This is a genomic window from Streptomyces sp. NPDC093984, assembly GCF_044764595.1.
In the GTDB taxonomy this organism is placed as follows: Bacteria; Actinomycetota; Actinomycetes; order Streptomycetales; family Streptomycetaceae; genus Streptomyces; species Streptomyces cynarae.
In genome coordinates this window covers 484,354-508,084 of sequence record NZ_JBIWIM010000004.1, presented here as the reverse complement: position 1 = coordinate 508,084, position 23,731 = coordinate 484,354, and the positions used below count along the sequence as shown (strand labels likewise).

Below are 23,731 nucleotides of genomic sequence, written 5' to 3'. Positions count from 1 at the left end.
AGAGGGGGGCGCGGGATGTGGTGGCGCACGGAAGCGCGGCACGGAGCGCGGGGGCGTGGGCTCACGCAGGTGTACGCCGTGGTGGCCCTGTGTACGACGGCCGCGCTCGGTGTCACCCTGGCGCTTCCCGCACGAGCCGCCCACGCCGCCCCGGCGGCAGACGGTACGCCCGCTCCGTACGCCTTCGCGTCCGACGCCGGAACGGTCCAGGGCGCCACCGGCACCACCGACGCCGCACGCCTTGATCCCGGACACACGTACCGGAGCACCCTCCCCGCGGCCGGCAAGCTCTACTACCGCCTGGACCTCGACGCCACCACCAACGCCTACGTCTCCGCGACCGCCGTCCCCCGGGCCGGCGCCCAGGTCTCCGCCTCCGACGGCCTGCGGGTCTCCGTCCAGGACGCCGACGGCACCACCTGCTCCTCCGGCACCACACATTTCGGCCCCACCCAGAGCCCGCACCCCGTCGCCGCGTGGGCCGCCCGGGAGACCGGGCCCGGCAGCTACGGGTGCAAGGACGCCGGGGTGTACTACGCGGTCGTCGAGCGGCGCGACCTGTCCGGCTCCGCGACCGGCGCCTGGGACCTGGAGCTGGACTACGTCTCCGAGCCCGCCCTGCGGCAGCCGGACGCCACGACCACCACACCGCCCGGCGCCTGGAACTCCGCGACCCCCGACGCCCTGCTGGGCGACCCCGTCCGGCGCGCGGGCGGGGCCGGCTTCGCCACGGCGAGCGCTCTGGGCCAGGGCGTCTGGCAGGACGCGATCCGGCCGGGGCAGACCCTCTTCTACAAGGTGCCCGTCGACTGGGGCCGGCAGCTTTCCGCCACCGCCGAGCTGGGCAGCTCCCCCGGCGGCTCCCCCGGCGACGGCTACGTCGGCACCGCCCTGGCCATGGCGCTGTACAACCCGGTCCGCGGCCACGTCGACGACGCCACCACCGGGTACAGCGGTGCGCAGACCTCGGCGGCCCTCACACCGCTGCCGCCCGTCGCCTACGCCAACCGCCATGCCGCCGGCGAGCGCACGAGCGGAATGCGGTTCGCGGGCTGGTACTACCTCGCCGTGCACCTCGGCGCCCCCGTGGCGCAGCGGTTCGGGAACGGCCCGTTCGGGCTGACACTGCGCGTGCGGGTGAGCGGGACGGCGACGTCCGCTCCGGCGTACGCGGGGTGGTCCGCGCCGCGGGATGTTTTCCGGGTGACGGCGGGCGACCGGGAGGAAGCCGCGGTGGGGACGCCCGGAGGCGGCGGGGGAGAGGGAACGGCCGGAGCCGGCGGGTACCGGGATTCCCGCACGATGACGGCGGTCGCGGTGGGCGGGATCGGCACCGGGACCGCCCTGGTCCTGGTGCTCGCGGTGTGGACGGCGGCCGCCCGGCGGCGGGCGCGCGGCCGATGGGCCGGGTGACCGCCGCTCAGATCCGCAGCAACGCCCAGAACCCGACCGCGTAGCACAGCAGCGCGAGGAGCAGGACCGGCACGGCGACCTTCGCGGGCGGCCCGGGGCGGCGCCGGGTGGCCGCTCGCCTGCCGTGCCGGGCGACCCGCTGCGGCTGCGTGGGGGCGTGCGGGGACGGGACGCCGTGGGCCTGGAGGGGTTGCTGTACGGCGACGGCCGGGGGTGCCGCGGGCGCCGTGGCGGAGGGCACGCGGGTGGGGTCGTGGTGCGGGGCGTGGGCCGGGGCCACGGCCACCGCGGGCGGTGACGGCGGCCGGGCGGGCGGCCGTGGCACCACGGGGACCGCCTCGCGCGGCGAGGGCAGCGGCGGCGGCAGATGGAAACTCCCGGTGTCCGACATGGCGGACGGCCGCGGGGGCGACGCCGGGTCGGACGTCGGCGTGGGGCCGGATGTCGGTGTGGGGCCGACCGGCGGCGTGGAGCTCGCCGTCGGTGTGGAGCTCGCCGTCGGTGTGGGGCCGACCGGCGGCGTGGAGCTCGCCGTCGGTGTGGAGCTCGCCGTCGGTGTGGAGCCCGCCCTCGGCGTGGGGCCGGACGTCCACGTGGTGTCGGACGTCGGCTCCGAGGCGGCCGAAGGTGCAGGACCGGGCGACGGCGTCGGATCCACCGTGGGTCTGGGCGGTACGAAGAGGGGAGCGGTCACGGGCCGTACGGCAGGGGGAGGCGGCCCGGGCGTCGCGGTGCCCGAGACCCCGGGCCCGGCACCCGCCGTACCCGCACCGGTCGTCGGGGGCGCCGTGGTCGGCCGCGGCGGTATCGAACCGGTCGCCGGCCACGATGCCGACACCCGGTCCGCAGACACCCGGTCTGCCGGCACCCCGTCCGCCGGCACCCCACCGGCCGTACCACCCGCCCCCGCGCGCACCGGACCATCGGGCCCGAAGCCCGCCGGAAGCGGCCCGAGTTGGTCGAAGATCTCCACCTGCTCCACGTCGGGCCCCGGCTCCGGCAGCAGCTCCACGGCCGCGGCAAGCGCCTTGCGCGCCCCGGTCGCCGTACGGAACCGCGCGGCCGGATCCGGCTGCACCAGGGTCGCGACGACCTCCCACAGCGGCCCGGGCACGCCCTGTGGCGCCCCCGGCGTCCCGTTGGCCGTGAAGTACTCGACCAGCGCCTTGGTGTCGGGCTTGGCACCCTGCAGCAGATACAGGGCGACCAGGCCCACGGCGAACAGGTCGGCCGGGAAGTCCGGCTCGACGCCCAGCAGTTGCTCCGGCGCGAGATAACCGGGCGTGCCCACCACGTAGTCGGTCTCCGTCAGCCGCGGCTCGCCCAGCCGCATGGCGATGCCGAAGTCCGACAGCCGCAGCCGGGGCCGGGCGGTGCCGGTGGCCTCCAGAAGGATGTTGGCGGGCTTGATGTCCCGGTGCACGACCCCCTCCGCGTGCACGGCCGCGAGCCCGGACAGCAGCTGGTCCAGCAGGGTGCAGACGAACACCGGGGGCAGCGGCCCGTAGTCCGCGACGAGGTGGACGAGCGAGCCACCGGCGACCAGGTCCATGGTGAACAGCACCTTGTCGTCGTCCGCGGCCCAGCTCGCGGGCGCCAGCACATGAGGGTGGTCGATGCGCAGCGCCTGCTCGCGCACGAACCTCAGCAGGGAGTGGGCGTCGCTCTGCTGCAGCACCTTCGCGGCCACATAGCGGCGTCGCCGGTGGTCCCAGGCGCGCCACACCGCACCGACTCCCCCGCGCCCGATGGGATCGACCAGTTCGTACCGCCCGGCGAAGACCTCACCCATGGTCGTACGTCGCTCCCCCTCCCGGACGGCGACGAGGACCCCCGCGCACCCCCCGGCGCGAGAGTCCCCGGCGGCAAAGGCGTCGGCTCAGTTCTGGTGGGACTGGTAGTGGGCGACCGCGTCGGAGGTGCGGCCGGCGCCGTACACCCGGAGGAACTCTGCCAGTTCCGGGTGGCTCGGGGCGAGGGTGTCCGCCGCCTCGATGATGTCCCCGGCCGCCGCCACCGAGCGCAGCAGCGACTGGATCTCACGGACCACCCGCTTCACCGTGGGCGCGCCCGAACTGTTCGTCGTGTGCGTGGTGTTGCTCAGCACCGAGCCCCCCTGGGACTTCTTGATCTCCTCCATGCGCTCGGTCGCCTCGGCCGCGCTGACACTGCCGTCCGACACCTGCGCCGCCAGCTCCTGCAGCAGCTGCACCCGCTGGACCACCGCCGGGTTGCCGATCTTGGCCCGCTGACCGCTCATCAGCTGCGACAGCATCGGGGCGGACAGTCCGAGAACCCCCGCGAGACGGGCCTGGTTGAGCCCGAGATCCTCGATGAGCTTACGGAAGAGCGCCCCCAACGGCTCCCCGTACCAGTTCCGCTGCAGCTCCCGCGCTCTTGCGGTGGCTTCCTGCTGTGCGGCGTCCATTGCGTCTCCCCATCGCTTCCCCAAAAACCGTGGTTCGCTGTAGCGAACCACGACGAGCATCTTACGGAGAGTGGTTGTCCACGGGGACCCCCATCTTTGTGTGAGATACCGGCCAGGACCCGGTACGCTGGTCCGCAGCGCCCGGCGGTCTGTGTCCCACCGGCCGGACGTCTCCCCTCGGGGCCTTAGCTCAGTTGGTAGAGCGCTGTCTTTGCATGGCAGATGTCAGGGGTTCGACTCCCCTAGGCTCCACACTCGAAACCGGTCGGACGCCGCGTCGCGGCGATCGACCGGTTTTTGCGTGCGCCGTGACTCCGGTCACACGCGGAATTTGCAGCCGTTGCGATCCATAGCGCGAACAACCGGCGAAGGCCGGGCTCCTCGAGATCTCCCTTCGAGGACCCGGCGGCCACCGGCCCTCCGCCGGGGCGCGCGGGCAGTCCGTGTACCAGCTGGTAGGCCCCGGCGTACGTAACCGTGAGCGTGCTCTGAGTGAGCGAAGTCTCCACGGAACGTGCACACCAGAAGCGTTGCAAACGTCATCACGGAGGGAAGAGGTGAACGCCCGCCCGTTCCCCGTGAAACAACAGCGCCGTGGGGCAGGGGAACCCTCACCTTCCCCTGCCCCACGGCGTGATGGCAGCCCACTGCCGACCAGGCGGACTCAGCGGCGGTCGTCGCCGTCCGTGGAGTCCTCCTCGGCCTGCTTCGCCTCCACCTCCGGGTCCAGCACGCTGGGACCGCTGCCGTCCACCGACGACAGCCGCTCGCTCTGCGGGACCTCGGTCGCGGCAGGCGGCTCGACCAGCCAGTCGGGGTTCGCCTGCTTGTCCCACCACTTCCAGGCGGCGAAGGCGCCGCCAGCCGCGAGGCCCAGCAGAGCCAGACCCTTCGCCACGCGGCCGGCCCTGGCCCGCCGCCGCTGCCGGCGCACCAGCTTCTCGATCTGCCGCGGCGAGATCTGACCGCGCAGCGCGGCCAGCGCCGCCGCCCCGCGGGCCGCCGCCTCCTCCCGCACCGGACCGGCCGCGGCGACGGCCTGCTCGATCTTCGGACGGGAGTAGTCGGCCGCCTGGCGGGCCGCCTTGCGGGTGCGGGTCGCGGCCTGGTCCACGGCCGGCGGCACATGCGCGCGGGCCTGTTCCAGACGCGGGGCGAGATGGGCGTCGTACTGGACGCGGGCTTGCTCGGCGGCCTGCGACACCTTGGGCGCGAGACGGACACGCGCCTCATGTGCGTAGTGCGCTGCCTTGTCCTTGGCCGTGTCGGCGTAGGGCGCCACCACTTCCGCGGCATGCAGCACGCTGTCCTTCGCCGAACCGGTCGCGGCGCGCACGCTGTCGATGCGGGTCACGGGGTTCCTCCTCCTCGGTGGCGTACGGTAATTCGACTTTCCAGCCTTTTACGGATCATGCCTGTCGAACAGCATCCGGGCATGCGAGGAACGGCATCCGGGTCATGCGGCCCCAAGCGGACGATTGCGGTCCGTGCCCGGGCGGACGACGAGAGACGATCACGCGCATCAGCCGATCACGTGCAAGAGCGGATGAATACGGAGTAACAGGAGCTTGTCCCCGACAATGCCACGGATCGTCCGGCCGCGCCCTCGAGACAGGACGACTCGACCGGTTTTCCACACGCCCGCAGCCGCCACCGGCCGCACGAACCGCCCGCCGTCCGCACTCCCGCCCCAGCAGCACCACAGGAACCACCGACCGATGTCCCCCGGACGTGGTCGCCGGACGACGCGAAGGGCGTAGCGTGCGAGGATCAGGGGGTCACAAAGGACAACGGAAGGCAGATCGTGGCTGAGCAGCTCTACGCCACCCTGAAGACCAACCACGGCGACATCCTGGTCCGGCTCTTCCCGGACCACGCCCCCAAGACGGTCAAGAACTTCGTCGAACTCGCCAAGGGCGAGCGTGAGTGGACCCACCCCGCCACCGGCGAGAAGTCCACCAAGAAGCTCTACGACGGCACGGTCTTCCACCGGGTGATCAGCGGCTTCATGATCCAGGGCGGTGACCCGCTGGGCAACGGCACCGGCGGTCCCGGCTACCAGTTCGAGGACGAGTTCCACCCGGACCTGCGCTTCGACAAGCCCTACCTGCTGGCCATGGCGAACGCCGGCCCGGGCACCAACGGCTCGCAGTTCTTCATCACGGTCGCCCCGACGGCCTGGCTGAACCGCAAGCACACGATCTTCGGCGAGGTCACCGACGCGGGCAGCCAGAAGGTCGTGGACTCCATCGCCACCACCCAGACCAACCCGCGCACCGACCGCCCGGTCAACGACGTCGTCATCGAGTCGGTCGTCGTCGAGACCCGCGAGGGCTGACCCCCGCCGGGCACCCCGCACGAGGGAACAAAAGCGCCCCGCCCATCCGTAGAAGGAGGGGCGGGGCACCCCGTCGTACGGAGAAGTGAGGGACCCCATGGACCAGGCGCCAGGCAGCCCGCAGGGCCCGCAGAACCAGGGGCCGTCCGAGGCCCGGGAGCTGCCGGTCTGCTACCGGCACCCGGACCGCGAGACCGGCATCCGCTGCACCCGCTGCGAGCGCCCCATCTGCCCGGAGTGCATGGTCGACGCCTCGGTGGGCTTCCAGTGCCCCGAGTGCGTCCGCACCGGATCCGGCACGGGCCACGCCCCGGCCGCCTCCCGGCCGCGCACGCTCGCGGGCGGGACGGTCACCGCCGACCCCCGGCTGCTCACGAAGATCCTCATCGGGATCAACCTGGCCGCCTTCCTGCTCCAGATGTCGCTCGGCGACACCTTCACCAACCACTTCGAGCTGGTCGGACGAGCCAGCTTCTCGATCTCCGGCCCGCTCGAGGGGGTCGCGGAAGGCCAGTGGTACCGGCTGCTGACCGCGATGTTCCTGCACGGCAGCTACATCCACATCCTGTTCAACATGCTCAGCCTGTGGTGGATCGGCGGCCCGCTGGAGTCGGCCCTCGGCCGCGCCCGCTACCTCGCGCTCTACTTCGTCTCCGGGCTCGCCGGCAGCGCCCTCACGTATCTGATCGCCGCGCCCAACCTGCCCTCACTCGGCGCCTCCGGCGCGATCTTCGGACTGTTCGGCGCCACCGCCGTGCTGATGCGCCGGCTCCGCTACGACATGCGGCCCGTCATCGCCCTGCTGGTGATCAACCTGATCTTCACCTTCGGGTGGAGCAACATCGCATGGCAGGCCCACATCGGGGGACTCGTGGGCGGTGTCGTGGTCGGCTACGCCATGGTCCACGCCCCGCGCGAGCGGCGGGCCCTCGTGCAGTACGGGGTGTGCGCGCTGGTGCTGGCCGCCGTGGTCGTCATGACACTGCTGAGAACAGCACAGCTCACCTGAGTGGCGGATGTGCACAGGCCGTAGCCCGGGGTTGTACCCAGAGTTGTCCACAGCCCGGCCCGGGATCTTGTGCATGCCGCGGGGAACGCATGTGCCCCCTGTCACCGACCGGAGTTTTCCCAGGTGAGACAGGGGGCGAACAGGTTTGCGGGGGCCGGTGATTCCGTCATACCGGCGTCAATGCCCGACGGGTTATCCACAGATCGTCGTTCTTTTTCCACCGACCGCACCGGTTGTGGACAGGGCTGTGGATAACTCGGTGTGCAGCTGTGGGCAGAGCCGGCCGCGGACGGGCGTGAGGCCCTACTTCCACTGGGTGGAGACGCCGAACCCGGCGGCGATGAACCCGAAGCCCACCACGATGTTCCAGTTGCGCAGGGCGTGGATCGGCAGCGACCCGTCGGTCACGTAGAAGACGACGATCCAGGCCAGCCCGATGAGGAACATGGCCAGCATGACCGGCGCGACCCAGCCGCGGTTCTCCAGCTTGATGGCCTGGGCCTGCTTGGACGGCGGGGGCGTGTAGTCGGCCTTCTTGCGGATACGTGACTTCGGCACGAGGGTCTCTCCTGTCGATGCGCTGCGTCGCCGCGCAGGGAACTGGGGCTGGCTCCGGGGCAGCGTACAAGGGGACATGAGCGCTCCCCCGGGCGTCCGTTAGCGTAGTGCTTCCGCGGCGCCGAAGGAGATAAGGGTACGTGAGCGATACGGCCGACTCCCCCGGGACGGGTTCCGGTTCCCCGGATGCGGGGACCCCGTCCGACCGCGCGCGCCGATTCCGGCCCGTGCGGGTGCTCACCCTGGGCGTCTTCGCACTCGCCGGCCTGCTGTTCATGACGAGCTTCAACACGGCCAAGGGCACCAACCTCCGCACCGACACCTCGCTGCTGAAGCTGTCCGACCTCATCCACGAGCGCAGCCACAAGAACGCCCGGCTCGACGAGTCCGACGCCGCCCTGCGCTCCGCCGTGGAGGCCCTGGCCAAGCGCACCGGCGGCACCATGAGCAAGGCCGAGCAGGACCGGCTGGCGGCGCTGGAGAAGGACGCCGGCACCCGGAAGCTCACCGGCAGGGCCGTCACGGTCACCCTCAACGACGCCCCGCCGAACGCCACCGCCAAGCTCCCCGGATACCCGGAGCCGCAGCCCGACTACCTGGTGATCCACCAGCAGGACCTCCAGGCCGTGGTGAACGCGCTGTGGCAGGGCGGCGCCCAGGGCATCAAGGTCATGGACCAACGGCTGATCTCCACCAGCGCGGTGCGCTGCGTCGGCAACACCCTGATCCTCCAGGGCCGCGTCTACTCGCCCCCCTACAAGATCACCGCCGTCGGGAACCCGGACAAGCTGCAGAAGGCGCTCGCGGACTCACCCGCGATCCAGAACTACATGGTGTACGTCAACGTCTACGGCCTCGGCTGGAAAGTCACCGAGGACGGGACGGTGACTCTTCCCGGATACTCCGGCACAGTGGACCTGCACTACGCCAAGCCCGTGGAGTAGAGGCCGCTGCCGCTGGGGGGATCCGTGCCGGTGCGCGTGATCGTCAGGACCGTCAGCGAACTGTGCGTCACCGTGGGTGCCCTCATCGTGCTGTTCGTGGTCTACGTGGTGTTCTGGACCGGGGTGAAGGCGGACGGCGCGATGAACGACCAGATCGGCCAGTTGCAGAAGCAGTGGGCGAAGGGGACGGTGCGCGCGTCCGCCGCGCCGACGAGCGCCGCGGGCCCCGGCAGTCCGGGGCCGTATGCCGAGGGCCGGCCGTTCGCCGTCATGTACGTCCCGCGGTTCGGTTTCACGTGGAACAAGCCCGTGCTCGAGGACACCGCCGTGGACACCCTGAAGAAGGGGCTGGGCCACTACGCGGGCACCGCCCGGCTCGGCCAGGTGGGCAACTTCGCGGTCGCCGGTCACCGGCGTACGTACGGCGATCCCTTGAAGGACTTCCCCGGGCTGCGGCCCGGCGACGCGGTGGTCCTCACCGACGGCACCACCTGGTTCACGTATCGGATCGACAAAGGCCCTTACAAAACGGTGCCCTCCGACGTTGAAGTGATCGACCCTGTGCCACGTACGTCCGGGTACAGGCGTCCGGGACGCTATCTGACGCTGACCACGTGCGATCCCGAGTGGGGGCACAGTCACCGGCTGATCGTCTGGGCGCACCTGGATTCCACACAGCCTGTGGAGGCAGGGAAACCGGCGGCTCTGCGCCAGTAGTCTGGTGGCGTACGGCGTGAGTCTGGTGCCGTGGTGAGACGGAAGGGACGGCATGTACGGCTGGATCTGGCGGCATCTGCCGGGGAACGCATGGGTGAGGGCACTGATTTCCGTCGTGCTGGTCCTGGCCGTGGTGTACGTCCTGTTCCAGTACGTCTTCCCGTGGGCCGAACCGCTGCTGCCCTTCAACGATGTGACGGTGGACAACCAGTGAGTGCGCGCATTCTCGTCGTCGACAACTACGACAGCTTCGTCTTCAACCTGGTGCAGTACCTGTATCAGCTGGGCGCCGAGTGCGAGGTGCTGCGCAACGACGAGGTGTCGACGGCGCACGCCCAGGACGGCTTCGACGGCGTCCTGCTGTCCCCCGGACCGGGCACCCCCGAGGAGGCGGGCGTCTGCGTCGACATGGTCCGCCACTGCGCCGCGACGGGCGTCCCGGTCTTCGGGGTCTGTCTGGGCATGCAGTCGATGCAGGTGGCGTACGGCGGTGTCGTCGACCGGGCGCCGGAGCTGCTGCACGGCAAGACCTCGCTGGTGGAGCACGAGGGCAAGGGCGTCTTCGCGGGGCTGCCGTCCCCCTTCACGGCGACCCGCTACCACTCCCTGGCCGCCGAACCGGCCACCGTCCCGGCCGAGCTGGAGGTCACGGCGCGCACGCACGACGGGATCATCATGGGTCTCAGGCACCGGGAGCTGCGGGTGGAGGGTGTGCAGTTCCACCCCGAGTCGGTGCTGACCGAGCACGGGCACCGCATGCTGGCCAACTGGCTGGTGGAGTGCGGTGACGAGGGGGCCGTGGCGAGGTCGGTGGGGCTGGCCCCGGTGGTGGGCAGGGCCACGGCGTGACCGCGCTGCGCCCCGAGCGCGAGACCGGCGCCACCTACGGGGACGCCGCGGAGCAAGGGTCCTCGTACGGGCAGCAGCCGTACGGGGACTTCGGCGTGTGGCAGGGGCAGGAGCCGGGCCTTCAGTGGCAGGGCGCCGGGGAGTACGCGCAGCAGACGTACGAGCCCCAGCAGGGGTACGACGCGACGGCGGTGCTCCCGTCGTACGAGGAACCGCGACCGGCAGCGGCTCCCGGGTACGACGAGCCGCTGGCGGACAACGAGACCGTCGCGCTGCGCACCTCTGACATCGAGGAGGCGCGGCGGGCCGGGAACCGCGCCGCCGAGGCCGCTCCGGCGCCCGGTGGCCGTGCCGCGCGCCGCAAGGCGGCCCGGAGGCACGGGCGGCGCGGGAGTGGGCCGCAGACGCCCGAGAAGGCCACGGGGACGCCCGCTCAGGCGCCGCGTTCCCGGGTGGAGGCCCGGCGGGCGGCGAGGGCGCAGAAGCCCGGGGCGGCGGTCGTGGCGAGCCGGGTGGTGGGCGAGCTGTTCATCACGACCGGTGTGGTGATGCTGCTGTTCGTGACCTACCAGCTGTGGTGGTCGAACGTGCGGGCGCACCAGGAGGCGGGCAGCGCCGCGCAGCACCTCCAGCAGGACTGGGCGAGCGGCAAGCGGGAGCCGGGGGTGTTCGCGCCGGGGCAGGGCTTCGCCATCCTGCACATCCCGAAGCTGGACGTGGTGGCGCCGATAGCGGAGGGCACCAGCAAGACCAACGTGCTCGACAAGGGCATGGTCGGGCACTACGGCGAGGGCACCCTGAAGACGGCGATGCCGAGTGACAAGACGGGCAACTTCGCGCTCGCGGGGCACCGGAACACGCACGGCGAGCCGTTCCGGTACATCAACCGTCTGCAGCCGGGTGACGCGATCGTGGTGGAGACGCAGGACGAGTACTACGTCTACAAGATGACGTCGATGCTGCCGGTGACGTCCCCGGCGAACACCAGTGTCCTGGACCCGATCCCGAAGGGCTCGGGCTTCACCGCACCGGGCCGCTACATCACGTTGACCACGTGCACGCCGGAGTTCACCAGCAAGTACCGCTTGATCGTGTGGGGCAAGATGGTCGAGGAACGGCCGCGCAGCAAGGGCAAGCCGGACGCGCTCATTTCGTAGGCGCAGGGCACGTGGACGCACGGGCACGTGGAACAGACAGGGCAGATGCAGTGGGAGTGACCACCGACCAGGACGAGCGGACCGCCGCTTCCCCGTCGGCTCGGCGCCGGGGGCGGGGCCGGATCGCGCTGGCCGTCAGCGTCTTCGGCGAGCTGCTGATCACGGCGGGCCTGGTGCTGGGCCTGTTCGTCGTCTACTCCCTGTGGTGGACGAACGTCATAGCGGACCGCAGGGCCGACCATCAGGGCGACAAGGTGCGCGACCACTGGGCGGCCGAGAAGGACAGCGGCCCGGGCGCCCTGGACACGAAGGACGGCATCGGCTTCCTGCACGTGCCGGCGATGAAGAACGGCGAGGTGCTCGTCGAGAAGGGCACGTCGACGAGCGTCCTCAACGACGGCGTGGCCGGCTACTACACGGACCCGGTCAAGGCGACGCTGCCGATGACGGGCAAGACGGGCAACTTCGCGCTGGCCGCGCACCGGGACGGGCACGGGGCGAAGTTCCACAACATCGACAAGCTGAAGAAGGGCGACCCGATCGTCTTCGAGACGAAGGACGACTGGTACGTCTACAAGGTCTTCGCGATCCTGCCCGAGACGTCGAAGTACAACGTGAAGGTGCTCTCGGCGATCCCGAAGGAGGCGGGCGTGAAGAAGCCGGGCCACTACATCACCCTGACGACGTGCACCCCCGTCTACACCTCGGAGTACCGGTACATCGTGTGGGGCGAACTGGTGCGGGTGCAGAAGGTGGACAGCGAGCGGACGCCGCCGAAGGAGCTGGGCTGAGTAGCATGGTGAGGGCCCGAAGCCGCAACTTCGACTTGCGGCTTCGGGCTTCTGTGCCGTGGGCCTGGCGAAGGGTCCTCAGGCGCACCCCGGAGGTCCATGCCTCCAGCTCGTAGCGGTCCACGAGGACGATCCCGCTGAGCCTGGCGATCGCCTGCGCTTCGTGGGTGAAGGTGCAGGTGGCGACGTAGAGTGCGATGTCGGCGGGCTCGACGGTGCGTGCGGCGCCGGCGAACTTCTGCATGTCGGCGCTCGACACATACTGCCGATCGCTGTACCTCTTGCACTGGACGGCCACCGTGCGTCCGTCGGCCGTGCGGGCGGTGACGTCGATTCCTCGGTCGCTGTTGGCCCTCCGGTCTCAGTGGGTTTTCCACAGGCTGTGTGCGGGCCAGGTACTCCGCGTCGAGGAGATACACACGCACCTGACGTGCGACTTCGCTGTCGCGGAGCAGCATGCCGATGTTGAGGACGGCTCGACGAGAGTAGAGCGTGAGGCTCGATCGAGGCTGTGGATAAGCTCCTGGATAGCGTGACAAGGCGTCACGCTTAAACTTCGCGAGCGCTTCGCCCTGGAGCGTGACCATTCCGTTGCCGGTCAGCTCTTCCTGGTGGCGCGCCTTGACCTGGCGGATCACCTCGACCGTGACCCCGAAGTACGTCGCCACCATTGCCGTCGTCACATGCATCCCGTCCGGCAGCAGCGAGAGCGCCTTCACTCTGTCGAGCACGTCCGTGCGGCCCAGCACACTGCTTCGCAGAGCCTTCGATTCCAGCAGCGCCGATTCGTTGATCACCTTCTGCCCTTCCACCCGTGTCGTGTTCGCATGGTGGGGCAGGGAGCAATGCCCCACCGTCAACTCGAGCAACGAGCCAGGACATATGAAGATGTGGTCGGGCTTCGTACAACGAGTCGGAAGTGCGGGTTCGGCCCTGTGCGAGAGCCCCGGCCCCCCTTCTCGGGGGCCGGGGCTCAGTCGTCGGGCGTGGCCGTGCGGGCCGGTCGGGCTCAGCCGCCGGTCAGTCCGCTGAAGAAGCCACCGTCGTTGCCGCCGTTGTTTCCTCCGGCCGACACCGTGGTCAGGGTGATCGTCTGGCTGTTCGGGTCGGCCTGGGTGTTGGGCTGCGGGTCCTGGGCGGTGACCCGGGCGTTGCCGTCCGTCGGACCGTTGACCTGAATGCGGGTGAAGCCCTTCTGCTGCAGGATCTTCACGGCGTCGCTCAGCTTCTGGCCGAAGACGCCCGGGACCTGCGTCTGCTGGTTGGCCAGCTTGCCTATCTGGATGTTGACCGTCGTGCCCGCCTTGACCTGGGTGAGCACCCCGGGGTTGGTCTGTATGACCTTGCCGACCTGGTTCGGGTCGGTGGTGTCGGTGTCGACGCAGTTGCCCGGCGTCAGGTTGTTGGCCTGCAGCTGCTTCTTGGCGTCGTCACAGCTCTGGTTCCTCACGTCCGGCACGGTCACGGTCTGCGGGGCCGCGGCCACCGTGAGGGTTATCGTCGAGCCCTTTTCCTTCTCCGTGCCGCCCGCGGGGTTCTGGTCGGTGACGACGCCCGGAGTCTGGTCGGACTCCACCGTCTTCTGCTCGACCACGAAACCCTTGTCCTCGAGCTGGGACTTCGCCTTGGCGAACTGCAGTCCCCTCACGTCCGGCACCGCCACCTTGGGCGCCCCCGTGGACACCACCAGATTGACGACGCTGCCCTTCTTGACCTCGGTGTTCGCCTTCGGGTCCTGGGAGCAGACGTTGCCCTTCTTCTGGTCCTCGCAGGGCTTCCTGGAGATGGACAGCTTCAGGTCCGAGTTGTCGGCGAGCGTCTGCGCGTCCTTCTGGGACTGGCCGATGAAGTTCGGCGCCGGCACGGTGTCGTTGCCGACCCCGCCGTTGCCGCTGAAGATCCACTTGCCGATGAGGATGGCGCCGACCAGCACCAGGACACCCGCGACGACCAGCAGGACCGTCGAGGTGTTCGACTTCTTCTGGCGGCGGCGGTCCGGGCGGTCGTCGTAGCCGTAGCCCCCGTCGTCCGGGTTCATCGGCGGCATCATCGTCGTCGCGCCGGCACCGCCGTCCGCGCGCAGGGCCGTCGTGGGCTGGTCGTCGGGGTAGCCGCCGTAGCCGACCGAGCCCATCGCCGCCGTCGCCGCGACCGGCTGGCCGTCGAGGCACGCCTCGATGTCGGCGCGCATCTCGTCGGCGGACTGGTAGCGGTAGTCGGGGTCCTTGACCAGGGCCCTGAGCACGATCGCGTCCATCTCGGGCGTGATCTCGGGGTCGAAGACGCTCGGCGGCTGCGGCTCTTCGCGGACGTGCTGGTAGGCCACCGCGACCGGGGAGTCGCCGACGAAGGGCGGGCGGACCGTCAGCAGCTCGTAGAGCAGGCAGCCCGTCGAGTACAGGTCCGAACGGGAGTCGACCTGCTCGCCCTTGGCCTGCTCGGGCGAGAGGTACTGGGCGGTGCCGATGACCGCCGCGGTCTGCGTCATCGTCATGCCGGCGTCGCCCATGGCGCGGGCGATGCCGAAGTCCATCACCTTGACCTGGCCGTTGCGCGTCAGCATGACGTTCGCGGGCTTGATGTCGCGGTGGACGATGCCGTTGCGGTGGGCGTACTCCAGGCCCTGGAGGATGCCGATGGTCATCTCCATGGCGCGCTCCGGCAGCAGCTTGCGGCCGCTGTGAAGAAGCTCACGGAGTGTGGAGCCGTCGACGTACTCCATGACGATGTACGGGATCGAGACCCCGTCGATGTAGTCCTCGCCGGTGTCGTACACCGCGACGATCGCGGGATGGTTCAGCGAGGCGGCCGACTGGGCCTCCCGGCGGAACCGGGCCTGGAAGGAAGGGTCGCGCGCCAGGTCGGCGCGCAGCGTCTTCACCGCCACGGTGCGGCCGAGGCGGGTGTCATGCGCGAGGTAGACCTCGGCCATGCCACCACGGCCGAGCACCTGGCCCAGCTCGTACCGGCCGCCGAGGCGACGCGGCTCTTCCATAGCTTCCTACCAGCCCTCTCCGTCGGTCCCGACCACACCCGCGTGTGGTCCGGCGGTGTGCTGTCCGGGCATACGGTACCCGGCTCGCTGTGTGTGACCTGGCCACATCCGCCACCCGATACAGGACCGGTATCGCAACGTGCACCGATGTGAAGGGGACGTGACGGGGGTCACTTCTTGCTGTTGATGACCGCCTCCATGACGTTCTTCGCGATGGGGGCGGCGAGGCCGCCACCGGAGATGTCGTCACGGTTGGCCTTGTCGTCCTCGACCACCACGGCCACGGCGACAGGGGAACTGCCGTCCTTGAGCTTGGCGAACGAGATGAACCAGGCGTACGGCTTCTCGCTGTTGTTCAGACCGTGCTGGGCGGTACCGGTCTTGCCGCCCACGGTGACACCGGGGATCTGCGCGTTGGTGCCGGTGCCCTTCTCGACGACGGTCTGCATCATCGACTGCAGGATCTGCGCGTTCTTCTCCGACAGCGGCCGGCTCAGCTCCTCCGGCTGAGTCTGCGTGATCACGTCGAGGCTGGGCGCCTGCAGCTTGTCCACCATGTACGGCTTCATGAGCTTGCCGTCGTTGGCGACGGCGGAGGCGACCATGGCCATCTGCAGCGGGGTCGCGGCGGTCTCGAACTGGCCGATGGAGCTGAGCGCGGTCTGCGGCCGGTCCATCTTCTCGGGGAAGGTGGAGGCGGCGGAGCGCACCGGCGTGTACTGCTCGGAGTCGAAGCCGAACTTCTTAGCCTCCTCGAGCATCTTGTCCTTGCCGAGGTCGGCGCCGATCTTGCCGAAGACGGTGTTGCAGGAGTACCGCAGCGCCTCGCGCATGGTCGCGTTCTCGCAGGGGATGTTCCCCTCGTTCTTCAGCTCCCTCGTGGTGTCCGGGAGAATGTAGGGCAGCGGCGACTTCGTCGGGTCGTCCGCGCTGGTGTACAGCCCGTTCTCCAGGGCCGCCGCCGCGGTGACCACCTTGAACGTGGAGCCCGGCGGGTAGGTCTCGCGCAGCGCCCGGTTGAGCATCGGGTCGCTCGGGTCGTTCTTCTTCTGCAGCTTCTGCCAGGCCTTGGAGTCCGTCGACAGGGAGTTGCCCGCGAACGTGGACGGGTCGTACGACGGGTAGGAGGCCAGCGCCAGGATCGCACCGGTCTGCGGGTCGAGCGCCACGGCCGCGCCCTTGCCGCCGACCTTCTTCAGACCGTCGTACGCGGCCTTCTGCGCGGCCGCGTTGAGGGTGGTGACGACATTGCCGCCCTGCTGCTGCTTGCCCGTCAGCATGTTGAGGGTGTTGCGGAAGAACAGCCGGTCGTCGGTGCCGGTGAGGATGCCGTCCTCGATGGACTCCAGCTGCGTGGCGCCGAAGGCCTGCGAGGCGTAGCCGGTGACCGGCGCCCACATCGCGCCGTCCTTGTAGGTGCGCTTGTACTTGAAGTCGTTGAGGCTGTTGGTGGGCGTCTCCTTGGACCCGGTGATCGGGTCGCCGTCGACGATGATGTCGCCGCGCGGCGTGGAGTACCGCGCGATCAGCACCCGGCGGTTGTTCGGGTCGGTACGCAGGCTGTCGGCCTGGAGGTACTGGAGCCAGTTGTCGCGGACGAGCAGAGCGAGGACGAGGAGCCCGCAGAAGATCGCGATCCGGCGCAGGGGCTTGTTCACGGTCGGACCACCTGGGTCATTTCGGCGTCGGGGTTGGGGGCGGGAGCGGGGGCCGGGCGGCGCGCGGTGTCGCTGATGCGCAGCAGGATGCCGATCAGGGCCCAGTTGGCGATCACGGAGGAACCGCCGTACGCCAGGAAGGGCATCGTCATACCGGTCAGCGGGATGAGCCCCATCACACCGCCGGCGACCACGAAGACCTGCAGCGCGAACGCGCCGGACAGGCCGACGGCCAGCAGCTTGCCGAACGGGTCGCGGGCGGCGAGGGCGGTGCGCACGCCGCGCTCCACGATCAGGCCGTAGATCAGCAGAAGGGCCATGATGCCGGCCAGGCCCAGCTCCTCGCCGAAGGTGGCGAGGATGAAGTCGGAGTTGGCGGCGAACCGGATCAGGTCGGAGTGGCCCTGGCCGAGGCCGGTGCCGAGGGTGCCGCCGGATCCGAACGCCCACAGGGCCTGCTGTAGCTGCTCGGAGTGGCCGCCGACGCCCTGGCGGCTGAGCGTGTACTCCTTCATCGGGTCGAGCCAGGCCTGGACGCGCATCTTCACGTGCGGCTCGATGCTGGCCACGCCGACCGCACCGGCCGCGGACATCAGCAGACCGAAGACGATCCAGCTGGTCCGCTCGGTGGCGACGTACAGCATGATGACGAACATTCCGAAGAACAGCAGCGACGTACCGAGGTCGGTCTCGAAGACCAGGATGAGGATCGAGATCGCCCAGACGACGAGGATCGGTCCGAGGTCGCGTCCGCGCGGCAGGTACAGGCCCATGAAGCGGCGGCTGGCCAGGGCGAGCGCGTCGCGCTTGACCATCAGGTAGCCGGCGAAGAACACGGCGAGGACGATCTTCGCGAACTCACCGGGCTGGATGGAGAAGCTGCCGACGTGGATCCAGATCTTCGCGCCGTAGATGTTGGCGCCGAGGCCCGGGATGAGCGGCAGGATCAGCAGGACCAGCGCGGCGACCATGGAGATGTAGGTGTAGCGCTGCAGGACCCGGTGGTCCTTGAGGAAGACCAGCACGGCGACGAACAGCGCGATGCCCAGCGCGGTGTACAGCAGCTGCTTCGGCGCCGCGCTGCCCGCCTGGCCGATCGCCTGCAGCAGCTTGGACTGGTCGAGCCGCCAGATCACCACCAGACCGAGGCCGTTGAGCAGGGTCGCCAGCGGCAGCAGCAGCGGGTCTGCGTACGGGGCGAACTTCCGTACGACGAGATGGCCGACGCCGGCCAGCAGACCGAGGCCGACACCGTAGCTCAGCAGGCCGGGCGGCACCTTGTTGTTGATGGCGAGGCCCACGTTGGCGTAGGCGAACACCGGGATGACGACGGCGAACACCAGCAGCGCCAGCTCGGTGTTGCGGCGGCTCGGTGTACCGATCGCGCCGATCGTGGACGTGTGGTGCGTCGACGTGTTCGTACTGCTGCTCATGGTGTGACAGGGCCCCTCACGGCTTGCTTACTGCTTACCGCACAGTGAGACGACCTTCTGCTCTTGCTCCGAGAGGCTGGGGCCGGGTGTGGGAGTGGGTGCGGTCTGGGTCTTGGACGCCGACGCCGAGGGGTTCGGAGTCGGTGTGGCCTTGGACGTCGGGGAGTTGCTCGCGGTTCCCGTGGTGCTGCCGGGCTTGGGGGTGTTCTTGGACTCCGCGGTGCGGCGTTCGACGTCCTTCCTGCACGCGGACGCCTGCACGCCCAGCTCGGAGATCTTCGACTGGGCCGCCTGGAGACCGCCCTCGGCGATGGTCGCCTTGACCTGCTTCTGCTGGTAGGGCGGCAGGTACTTGAGTTCGATCTCCGGGTGGTCCTTCTCCACCTTGGACAGCGACACCCAGGCCAGGTCCTGGCTGATGCCGCGGTACAGCGCGACGTGCTCGCCGTTGGCACCGACGTAGTACTGCGTCTGCGTCCACCGGTAGGCGCCGTAGCAGCCGCCGCCGATGACGGCGAGCGCGAGGGCCGTGTAGAACGATCTCTTCAGCCACCGGCGGCCCTTCCTCGGCTTGACGAAGTCCTCGTCGGTGTAGTCGCCGAAGCTGCCCGCCGGGATGTACCCGGTGGTGTCGCCGCTGCCGGGCGGCCCGAATGCGCCCCCGCCGCCCTGCCCGGCCGCGTGGCGGCCCAGTCCGGCGGCGCGGCCCGCGGGCGTCTGCATGATGCCGTTGTCGTGCAGGTGGTTCTGGTTCTCGGCGACCGCGCCCACCACGACCGGGGTGTCGGACAGGTGCCCGGCGAGAGTGTCACCGGTGTCCAGGTCCAGCACGTCGGCCACGATCACCGTGATGTTGTCGGGGCCGCCACCGCGCAGCGCCAGCTCGATCAGCGCCTGCACGGTCTCCTCGGGGCCGTGGTAGCTGGCGAGGGTCTCCTCCAGCGTCTGGTGGGAGACCACCCCCGACAGCCCGTCGGAGCAGATCAGGTACCGGTCGCCGGCGCGCACCTCGCGGATGGACAGGTCCGGCTCGACGTGGTCGCCGCTGCCCAGCGCACGCATCAGCAGGGACCGCTGCGGGTGGGTGGTGGCCTCCTCCTCGGTGATGCGGCCCTCGTCGACGAGCCGCTGCACCCAGGTGTGGTCCTGGGTGATCTGTGTGAGGACGCCGTCCCGCAGCAGGTACGCGCGGGAGTCGCCGACGTGGACGAGGCCGAGCCGCTGACCGGTCCACAGCAGCGCGGTGAGCGTGGTCCCCATGCCCTCGAGCTGGGGGTCCTCCTCGACCATCGCCCGCAGCTGGTCGTTGGCGCGCTGCACCGCGGTGCCGAGCGAGGTGAGGATGTCGGAGCCGGGGATGTCGTCGTCGAGCGCGACGATGGTGGAGATCACCTCGGACGAGGCGACCTCGCCGGCGGCCTGGCCGCCCATCCCGTCGGCGATCGCGAGCAGGCGCGGACCGGCGTAACCGGAGTCCTCGTTGCCCTCGCGGATCATGCCTTTGTGCGATCCGGCGGCGAAGCGCAGTGAGAGACTCATGCGCACCTCGCCCGTCGGCTCCGGGTACATCCGCACGGTGCCCACCCTCCGGTCGGGAGCGCGCCGGGGCCCTGGGTGGAGGCCACCGCTGCGTGCTCGCTCCGCTCGCTCATTGTCGTACTACTTCCGCAGCTCGATGACGGTCTTGCCGATGCGGATCGGCGCGCCCAGCGGAATCGGTGTGGGGGACGTCAGCCGGGTCCGGTCGAGGTACGTGCCGTTGGTGGACCCGAGGTCCTCGACGATCCACTGGCCGTCGCGGTCGGGGTAGATCCTGGCGTGCCGGCTGGAGGCGTAGTCGTCGTCCAGCACGATCGTGCTGTCATGGGCACGGCCGAGCGTGATGGTCTGGCCCTGCAGCGCGACCGTGGTCCCGGTCAGCGAGCCCTCGGAGACGACCAGCTTGGTGGGTGCCCCGCGGCGCTGCCGGCCGCCGCTCGGCTGCTGGCGCTGCGGCGGGGGCGCCGCCTGGCGGGCGGTCTGCTGCGGCCGTGCGGCCTCGCGACGCGCGCCGCGCTGGGTGACCCGCGTACCGAACAGGTCGCTCCTGATGACCTGCACGGCCACGATCACGAACAGCCACAGTACGGCCAGGAAACCCAGCCGCATGACCGTGAGGGTCAGCTCTGACATTGCCCCCGCTTCACCCTTCGGCTTGCCTATAGATAACGGTGGTGCTGCCCACGACGATCCGCGAGCCGTCGCGGAGCGTAGCGCGGGTGGTGTGCTGCCCGTCCACCACGATGCCGTTGGTGGAGCCGAGATCCTGGATCGTTGAGGGCGTTCCGGTCCGGATCTCACAGTGCCGGCGGGAGACGCCGGGGTCGTCGATCCGCACGTCGGCGTCGGTGCTGCGCCCCAGCACCAGCGTCGGGCGGGAGATCTGATGGCGGGTGCCGTTGATCTCGATCCAGTAGCGGGTGCGCCCGCCGGACGCCGGAGCGGCACCGGGGCGCTGGCCGGCGGGCTGCGGGTAGCCGTATCCGCCGGGCCGCGCGCCGGGCGGCGGCGCGGACGGCATGGGCGGGGCGCCCGCCGGCGCAGCGGAGGGCGGGTAGCCGTAGCCGCCGGAGCGCGCGGAGGCGCCGCCCTGCGCGGGCGCCTGCTGGTTGGTGGAGGAGGCGAGCGTACGGCTGCGCACCCGGTACAGACCGGTGTCGAGGTCGTCGGCCTTCTCCAGATGGACCTTGATGGTGCCCATGAAGGTGTAGCGCTGCTGCTTGGCGTAGTCGCGCACCATGCCGGCGAGCTCGTCGCCGAGCTGGCCGGAGTAGGGGCTGAGGCGCTCGTAGTCCGGCGCGCTCAGCTCCACGATGAAGTCGTTGGGGACGACGGTACGGTCGCGGTTCCAGATGGTGGCGTTGTTGTCGCACTCGCGCTGGAGCGCGCCGGCGATCTCCACGGGCTGGACCTCGGACTTGAAGACCTTGGCGAAGGTGCCGTTGACCAGACCTTCGAGACGTTGCTCGAACTTCTTCAGGACTCCCATGGGGCACCTCCTCCGTCGTTGCCGTCCTGTGTACTGCTTACCTGGTACTGCTTACTGATCGTATCCACGCGCCGGAAAATCGGCTGGTTCCCCCCATCGGACCTGTCGACGGGTGTCGACGCCTCCGGGTTTCCCTCCGGACGGCCCCTTCGAACACCTTCCGGGCGTACTCCTTGACGTACTCCTCGGAGCACTCCGCGGTGGTACTCCCGCCATGGATCGTAGAGGCGGCCGCAGACCAGTGTCCCGCACCCGGCTGTGGACCCGTCCGGCTCCTGGGGAGATGGGCGGGACCGGTACGAGGTTGATACGTGAACAGACACGCCTTGAGACGTTGCGGGGGCGGCGGGGCTCGGGGCGGGCGGGGGTGCCGCGGGGAGAGTGGGAGCTGGGCGTGGGGTGGTGCCTGCCGGGGTGCCGGATGTTCGGTGTCCGGTGTCTGGATCCGGTATCCGGTGTCTGGTGTTCGGTGTCGGGTGTTCGGTGTCGGGACCGGATCCGTGGGTGGTGGTCGGTGGGGGCGGGTGCGCGGGATGGGCCGGGAGCCGGGGGTTCGGGGACGTCGCTGGTCGGGAGGGGGTTTCGGGCGCGGGGCCGGGGCCCCCAGGGGAAAGGGATGTGAACCCACCCTCTCCAGCGTGCTAATGTTCTGGGTGTCGGAAGGCGCCGGGCCGAGAGGGCCGGAGCCGGAGGACACACCCAATGCGCGGGTGGCGGAATAGGCAGACGCGCTGGATTCAGGTTCCAGTGCCCGCAAGGGCGTGGGGGTTCAACTCCCCCCTCGCGCACAGAGGAGCACCGACGAAAGTGCTCTGGCTGCACCGACGGAATGGGCGGCATCGCGATGGTGATGCCGCCCATTCCTGTTTCTCCGGGTGTGATGGATGTCTCTGGGCATGGCGGAGCGGATCGTCGATGGCTGGGAGGCTATCGGCGGTCCGCGTGGTGTCGTGGATCTTCGATTGATCAACCCTCTGTGAGGAAGCTCTCAGGGTTGGCTGACGTGGCCCTGGGGAGTCCAGGTCCCCCAGGGGCCTGTCTGGCGGCGGCGGGTGGGCCGTCGGCGGGGCCGCTCATCGCCCAGGGCGATGGCGTCGGCGGCGGGTGCCGGCGTCTTCTAGGCGTTGGAGGCGGTCCTCGGCGGAGCCGCGGCGCACGCTGGTGGCCCTTGACGAGCTACACGGCTAACCGCACAGGGACGCGCGTGCATCCGCCTGCCCACACGTGCGCCCGGCATCGGCTTGCGGCGCGGCTCCTTATCGGCGTCTACCCGGTGCTGCACCCCGCCAGCTATCTGATCGGCCGCGCCCAGCAGGCCGACAACGACACCACTCCATGACTGCGCCGGCACCTGGCCGATCACGACGGCCGGTCCAGCTCAGAGATGTCCCGGGTTCCAGGGTGGTTCCGCACTTCGTCGAGGCGATCCTTCAGGCCACCATGGTCGGGACCGATCGAGTCGTCGGTTGATCTCTTCCAGGGGCAGAGGGCGCGTATGGACATTCGGCAGCTGGAGTACTTCCTTGCGATTGTTGATCGTGGGGGGTTCAACCGTGCGGCCTCGGCTCTGTATGTGTCGCAGCCGTCGCTGTCGCAGGCCGTGCGGGCGCTGGAGCGTGATCTGGGCTCCGAGCTGTTCCATCGCATCGGGCGCAGGGCGGTGCTGACGGAGGCCGGAAGAGCCCTGATCGAGCCTGCCCGGGAGGCCGTGCGGAGTCTGCAGACGGCGCGGGCGAGTGTCGCGGCGGTGCACGAGCTGCGTGAGGGGCGCCTGGATGTCGCATCGATGCCGTCGCAGGCGGTGGAGCCGCTGACAAGTTTGGTGAGTGCCTTCAGCCACCGGTATCCCGGCGTCTCCGTGGCCATCAAAGCCGCGTTCACCTCGCGTGATGTGATCGACATGGTGCGCACGGGTGCCGTGGAGCTGGGGCTTTTGGCGTCCGCCGGTCCCCTCTCCGACAAGGAGGTCGTCTCCCATGCGCTGGGGCGGCAGCGTTTTGTGCTGATGGTGCCGGCCGACGGCCCGTTCGCCGGCCGGACGGCGGTGGAGTGCCGGGAGCTTGCGGGGCAGCGGCTGATCGTCGGGCAGCCGGGTACCGGAATGCGCGCCTACGTCGACGCGCTGCGGGAACAGGGCATCGAGTTCACCGTCGCCGCCGAGACCGAGCACCGCGTGTCGCTCATGCCCCTGGTACTGGCCGGGGTCGGGCTCGCGGTGGTCACGGATTCCTGGCGGGACGTCGCCCGGCGGCTGGGCGCCCGCGTCCTGGACATCGAGCCGGAGACCACCTTGGACATCGCCCTCGTCAGCCGCCGCGGCAGCCTGTCGCCCGCAGCCGCCGCGTTCGTCACGGCCGCCACCTCGGCCGCCGACAACTGATAGGGAGTGCTTATAAGGGAGATCCGCTTTGCG

At 70.0% G+C, this 23,731-nt stretch carries 21 protein-coding genes and 2 tRNA genes; 12 read left to right on the top strand and 11 right to left on the bottom strand.

Annotated features, from left to right (window positions below):
• The first annotated feature begins 78 nt into the window (after positions 1–78).
• Positions 79–1,413: a hypothetical protein gene (locus tag ACIRC0_RS18310; RefSeq protein WP_403617171.1), complete on the top strand. Its 1,335-nt coding sequence runs from the start codon at positions 79–81 to the stop codon at positions 1,411–1,413.
• A gap of 7 nt (positions 1,414–1,420) precedes the next feature.
• Here the strand turns inward: ACIRC0_RS18310 and ACIRC0_RS18305 are convergent, their stop codons facing one another.
• Both ACIRC0_RS18305 and ACIRC0_RS18300 read right to left on the bottom strand, forming a co-directional pair.
• The gene (locus ACIRC0_RS18305) at positions 1,421–3,205 is read right to left on the bottom strand and encodes a protein kinase (RefSeq protein ID WP_403617170.1); all 1,785 of its coding nucleotides are present in this window, start codon (positions 3,203–3,205) and stop codon (positions 1,421–1,423) included.
• Between the two features lie 87 nt (positions 3,206–3,292).
• Positions 3,293–3,841, bottom strand: coding sequence for a helix-turn-helix domain-containing protein (locus ACIRC0_RS18300; RefSeq protein ID WP_403617169.1), 549 nt, complete (start codon positions 3,839–3,841; stop codon positions 3,293–3,295).
• 179 nt (positions 3,842–4,020) lie between these two features.
• Here ACIRC0_RS18300 and ACIRC0_RS18295 point away from each other — a divergent pair.
• Positions 4,021–4,093: transfer RNA gene (locus ACIRC0_RS18295), tRNA-Ala, on the top strand.
• Positions 4,094–4,505: 412 nt separating this feature from the next.
• Here the strand turns inward: ACIRC0_RS18295 and ACIRC0_RS18290 are convergent.
• Complete coding sequence (locus tag ACIRC0_RS18290; RefSeq protein ID WP_384610889.1) at positions 4,506–5,195, bottom strand: DUF5324 family protein; 690 nt, start codon at positions 5,193–5,195, stop codon at positions 4,506–4,508.
• A 450-nt stretch (positions 5,196–5,645) separates the two neighbouring features.
• On the opposite strand from ACIRC0_RS18290, the gene ACIRC0_RS18285 reads away from it, so the two are divergent.
• A complete protein-coding gene (locus ACIRC0_RS18285; protein WP_403617168.1) occupies positions 5,646–6,179 on the top strand; it encodes a peptidylprolyl isomerase in 534 nt (177 codons plus the stop codon).
• A gap of 97 nt (positions 6,180–6,276) precedes the next feature.
• The gene (locus ACIRC0_RS18280) at positions 6,277–7,188 is read left to right on the top strand and encodes a rhomboid family intramembrane serine protease (RefSeq protein WP_403617167.1); all 912 of its coding nucleotides are present in this window, start codon (positions 6,277–6,279) and stop codon (positions 7,186–7,188) included.
• 303 nt (positions 7,189–7,491) lie between these two features.
• Here the strand turns inward: ACIRC0_RS18280 and crgA are convergent, their stop codons facing one another.
• Positions 7,492–7,746, bottom strand: a complete 255-nt coding sequence (crgA, locus tag ACIRC0_RS18275) for a cell division protein CrgA (protein WP_103837311.1) — start codon at positions 7,744–7,746, stop codon at positions 7,492–7,494.
• Positions 7,747–7,886: 140 nt separating this feature from the next.
• Between crgA and ACIRC0_RS18270 the strand changes: the two genes are divergently transcribed.
• The 5 genes from ACIRC0_RS18270 to ACIRC0_RS18250 all read left to right on the top strand — a co-directional run bounded on the left by ACIRC0_RS18270 (position 7,887) and on the right by ACIRC0_RS18250 (position 12,204).
• Positions 7,887–8,690, top strand: a complete 804-nt coding sequence (locus ACIRC0_RS18270) for a DUF881 domain-containing protein (protein ID WP_403617166.1) — start codon at positions 7,887–7,889, stop codon at positions 8,688–8,690.
• A gap of 30 nt (positions 8,691–8,720) precedes the next feature.
• The gene (locus ACIRC0_RS18265; RefSeq protein ID WP_403617165.1) at positions 8,721–9,407 is read left to right on the top strand and encodes a class E sortase; all 687 of its coding nucleotides are present in this window, start codon (positions 8,721–8,723) and stop codon (positions 9,405–9,407) included.
• A gap of 210 nt (positions 9,408–9,617) precedes the next feature.
• Positions 9,618–10,256 (top strand): aminodeoxychorismate/anthranilate synthase component II, encoded by a 639-nt coding sequence (locus ACIRC0_RS18260; protein WP_103837314.1) that lies wholly within the window; start codon positions 9,618–9,620, stop codon positions 10,254–10,256.
• On the top strand, positions 10,253–11,413 hold the full coding sequence (locus ACIRC0_RS18255) for a class E sortase (RefSeq protein WP_403617164.1): 1,161 nt from the start codon (positions 10,253–10,255) through the stop codon (positions 11,411–11,413). Before ACIRC0_RS18260 ends, ACIRC0_RS18255 begins: the two co-directional genes overlap by 4 nt.
• A gap of 50 nt (positions 11,414–11,463) precedes the next feature.
• Positions 11,464–12,204, top strand: coding sequence for a class E sortase (locus ACIRC0_RS18250; RefSeq protein ID WP_403617163.1), 741 nt, complete (start codon positions 11,464–11,466; stop codon positions 12,202–12,204).
• On the opposite strand, the gene ACIRC0_RS18245 is transcribed toward ACIRC0_RS18250, so the two are convergent.
• From ACIRC0_RS18245 to ACIRC0_RS18215, 7 genes are all read right to left on the bottom strand, one after another.
• A complete protein-coding gene (locus ACIRC0_RS18245; protein WP_403617162.1) occupies positions 12,086–12,502 on the bottom strand; it encodes a restriction endonuclease in 417 nt (138 codons plus the stop codon). The genes ACIRC0_RS18250 and ACIRC0_RS18245 overlap by 119 nt on opposite strands.
• A gap of 711 nt (positions 12,503–13,213) precedes the next feature.
• A complete protein-coding gene (pknB, locus tag ACIRC0_RS18240; RefSeq protein WP_403617161.1) occupies positions 13,214–15,199 on the bottom strand; it encodes a Stk1 family PASTA domain-containing Ser/Thr kinase in 1,986 nt (661 codons plus the stop codon).
• 170 nt (positions 15,200–15,369) lie between these two features.
• Positions 15,370–16,857 (bottom strand): peptidoglycan D,D-transpeptidase FtsI family protein, encoded by a 1,488-nt coding sequence (locus tag ACIRC0_RS18235; protein WP_403617160.1) that lies wholly within the window; start codon positions 16,855–16,857, stop codon positions 15,370–15,372.
• Positions 16,854–18,290, bottom strand: coding sequence for an FtsW/RodA/SpoVE family cell cycle protein (locus ACIRC0_RS18230; protein WP_403617159.1), 1,437 nt, complete (start codon positions 18,288–18,290; stop codon positions 16,854–16,856). The genes ACIRC0_RS18235 and ACIRC0_RS18230 overlap by 4 nt, the downstream gene beginning before the upstream one ends.
• 27 nt (positions 18,291–18,317) lie before the next feature.
• A complete protein-coding gene (locus tag ACIRC0_RS18225; RefSeq protein ID WP_403617158.1) occupies positions 18,318–19,829 on the bottom strand; it encodes a Stp1/IreP family PP2C-type Ser/Thr phosphatase in 1,512 nt (503 codons plus the stop codon).
• A gap of 120 nt (positions 19,830–19,949) precedes the next feature.
• On the bottom strand, positions 19,950–20,462 hold the full coding sequence (locus ACIRC0_RS18220) for an FHA domain-containing protein (protein WP_403617157.1): 513 nt from the start codon (positions 20,460–20,462) through the stop codon (positions 19,950–19,952).
• Positions 20,463–20,472: 10 nt separating this feature from the next.
• Positions 20,473–21,318 carry an FhaA domain-containing protein gene (locus tag ACIRC0_RS18215; RefSeq protein ID WP_403617156.1) on the bottom strand — a complete coding sequence of 282 codons (846 nt, stop codon included), beginning with the start codon at positions 21,316–21,318 and terminating at the stop codon, positions 20,473–20,475.
• Positions 21,319–22,022: 704 nt separating this feature from the next.
• Between ACIRC0_RS18215 and ACIRC0_RS18210 the strand changes: the two genes are divergently transcribed.
• From ACIRC0_RS18210 to ACIRC0_RS18200, 3 genes are all read left to right on the top strand, one after another.
• A tRNA-Leu gene (locus ACIRC0_RS18210) sits at positions 22,023–22,106 on the top strand.
• Positions 22,107–22,522: 416 nt separating this feature from the next.
• Entirely contained in the window at positions 22,523–22,657 is a 135-nt protein-coding gene (locus tag ACIRC0_RS18205) for a hypothetical protein (RefSeq protein ID WP_403617155.1), read from the top strand.
• A gap of 156 nt (positions 22,658–22,813) precedes the next feature.
• On the top strand, positions 22,814–23,698 hold the full coding sequence (locus tag ACIRC0_RS18200) for a LysR family transcriptional regulator (protein WP_403617154.1): 885 nt from the start codon (positions 22,814–22,816) through the stop codon (positions 23,696–23,698).
• Positions 23,699–23,731: the final 33 nt, after the last annotated feature.

Coding starts and splice junctions, on each gene's coding strand:
- ACIRC0_RS18225 (WP_403617158.1), bottom strand. CDS start 19,829: ATGAGTCTCTCACTGCGCTTCGCCGCCGGATCGCACAAAGGCATGATC.
- ACIRC0_RS18230 (WP_403617159.1), bottom strand. CDS start 18,290: ATGAGCAGCAGTACGAACACGTCGACGCACCACACGTCCACGATCGGC.
- pknB (WP_403617161.1), bottom strand. CDS start 15,199: ATGGAAGAGCCGCGTCGCCTCGGCGGCCGGTACGAGCTGGGCCAGGTG.
- ACIRC0_RS18305 (WP_403617170.1), bottom strand. CDS start 3,205: ATGGGTGAGGTCTTCGCCGGGCGGTACGAACTGGTCGATCCCATCGGG.
- ACIRC0_RS18220 (WP_403617157.1), bottom strand. CDS start 20,462: ATGTCAGAGCTGACCCTCACGGTCATGCGGCTGGGTTTCCTGGCCGTA.
- ACIRC0_RS18200 (WP_403617154.1), top strand. CDS start 22,814: ATGGACATTCGGCAGCTGGAGTACTTCCTTGCGATTGTTGATCGTGGG.
- ACIRC0_RS18300 (WP_403617169.1), bottom strand. CDS start 3,841: ATGGACGCCGCACAGCAGGAAGCCACCGCAAGAGCGCGGGAGCTGCAG.
- ACIRC0_RS18280 (WP_403617167.1), top strand. CDS start 6,277: ATGGACCAGGCGCCAGGCAGCCCGCAGGGCCCGCAGAACCAGGGGCCG.
- ACIRC0_RS18215 (WP_403617156.1), bottom strand. CDS start 21,318: ATGGGAGTCCTGAAGAAGTTCGAGCAACGTCTCGAAGGTCTGGTCAAC.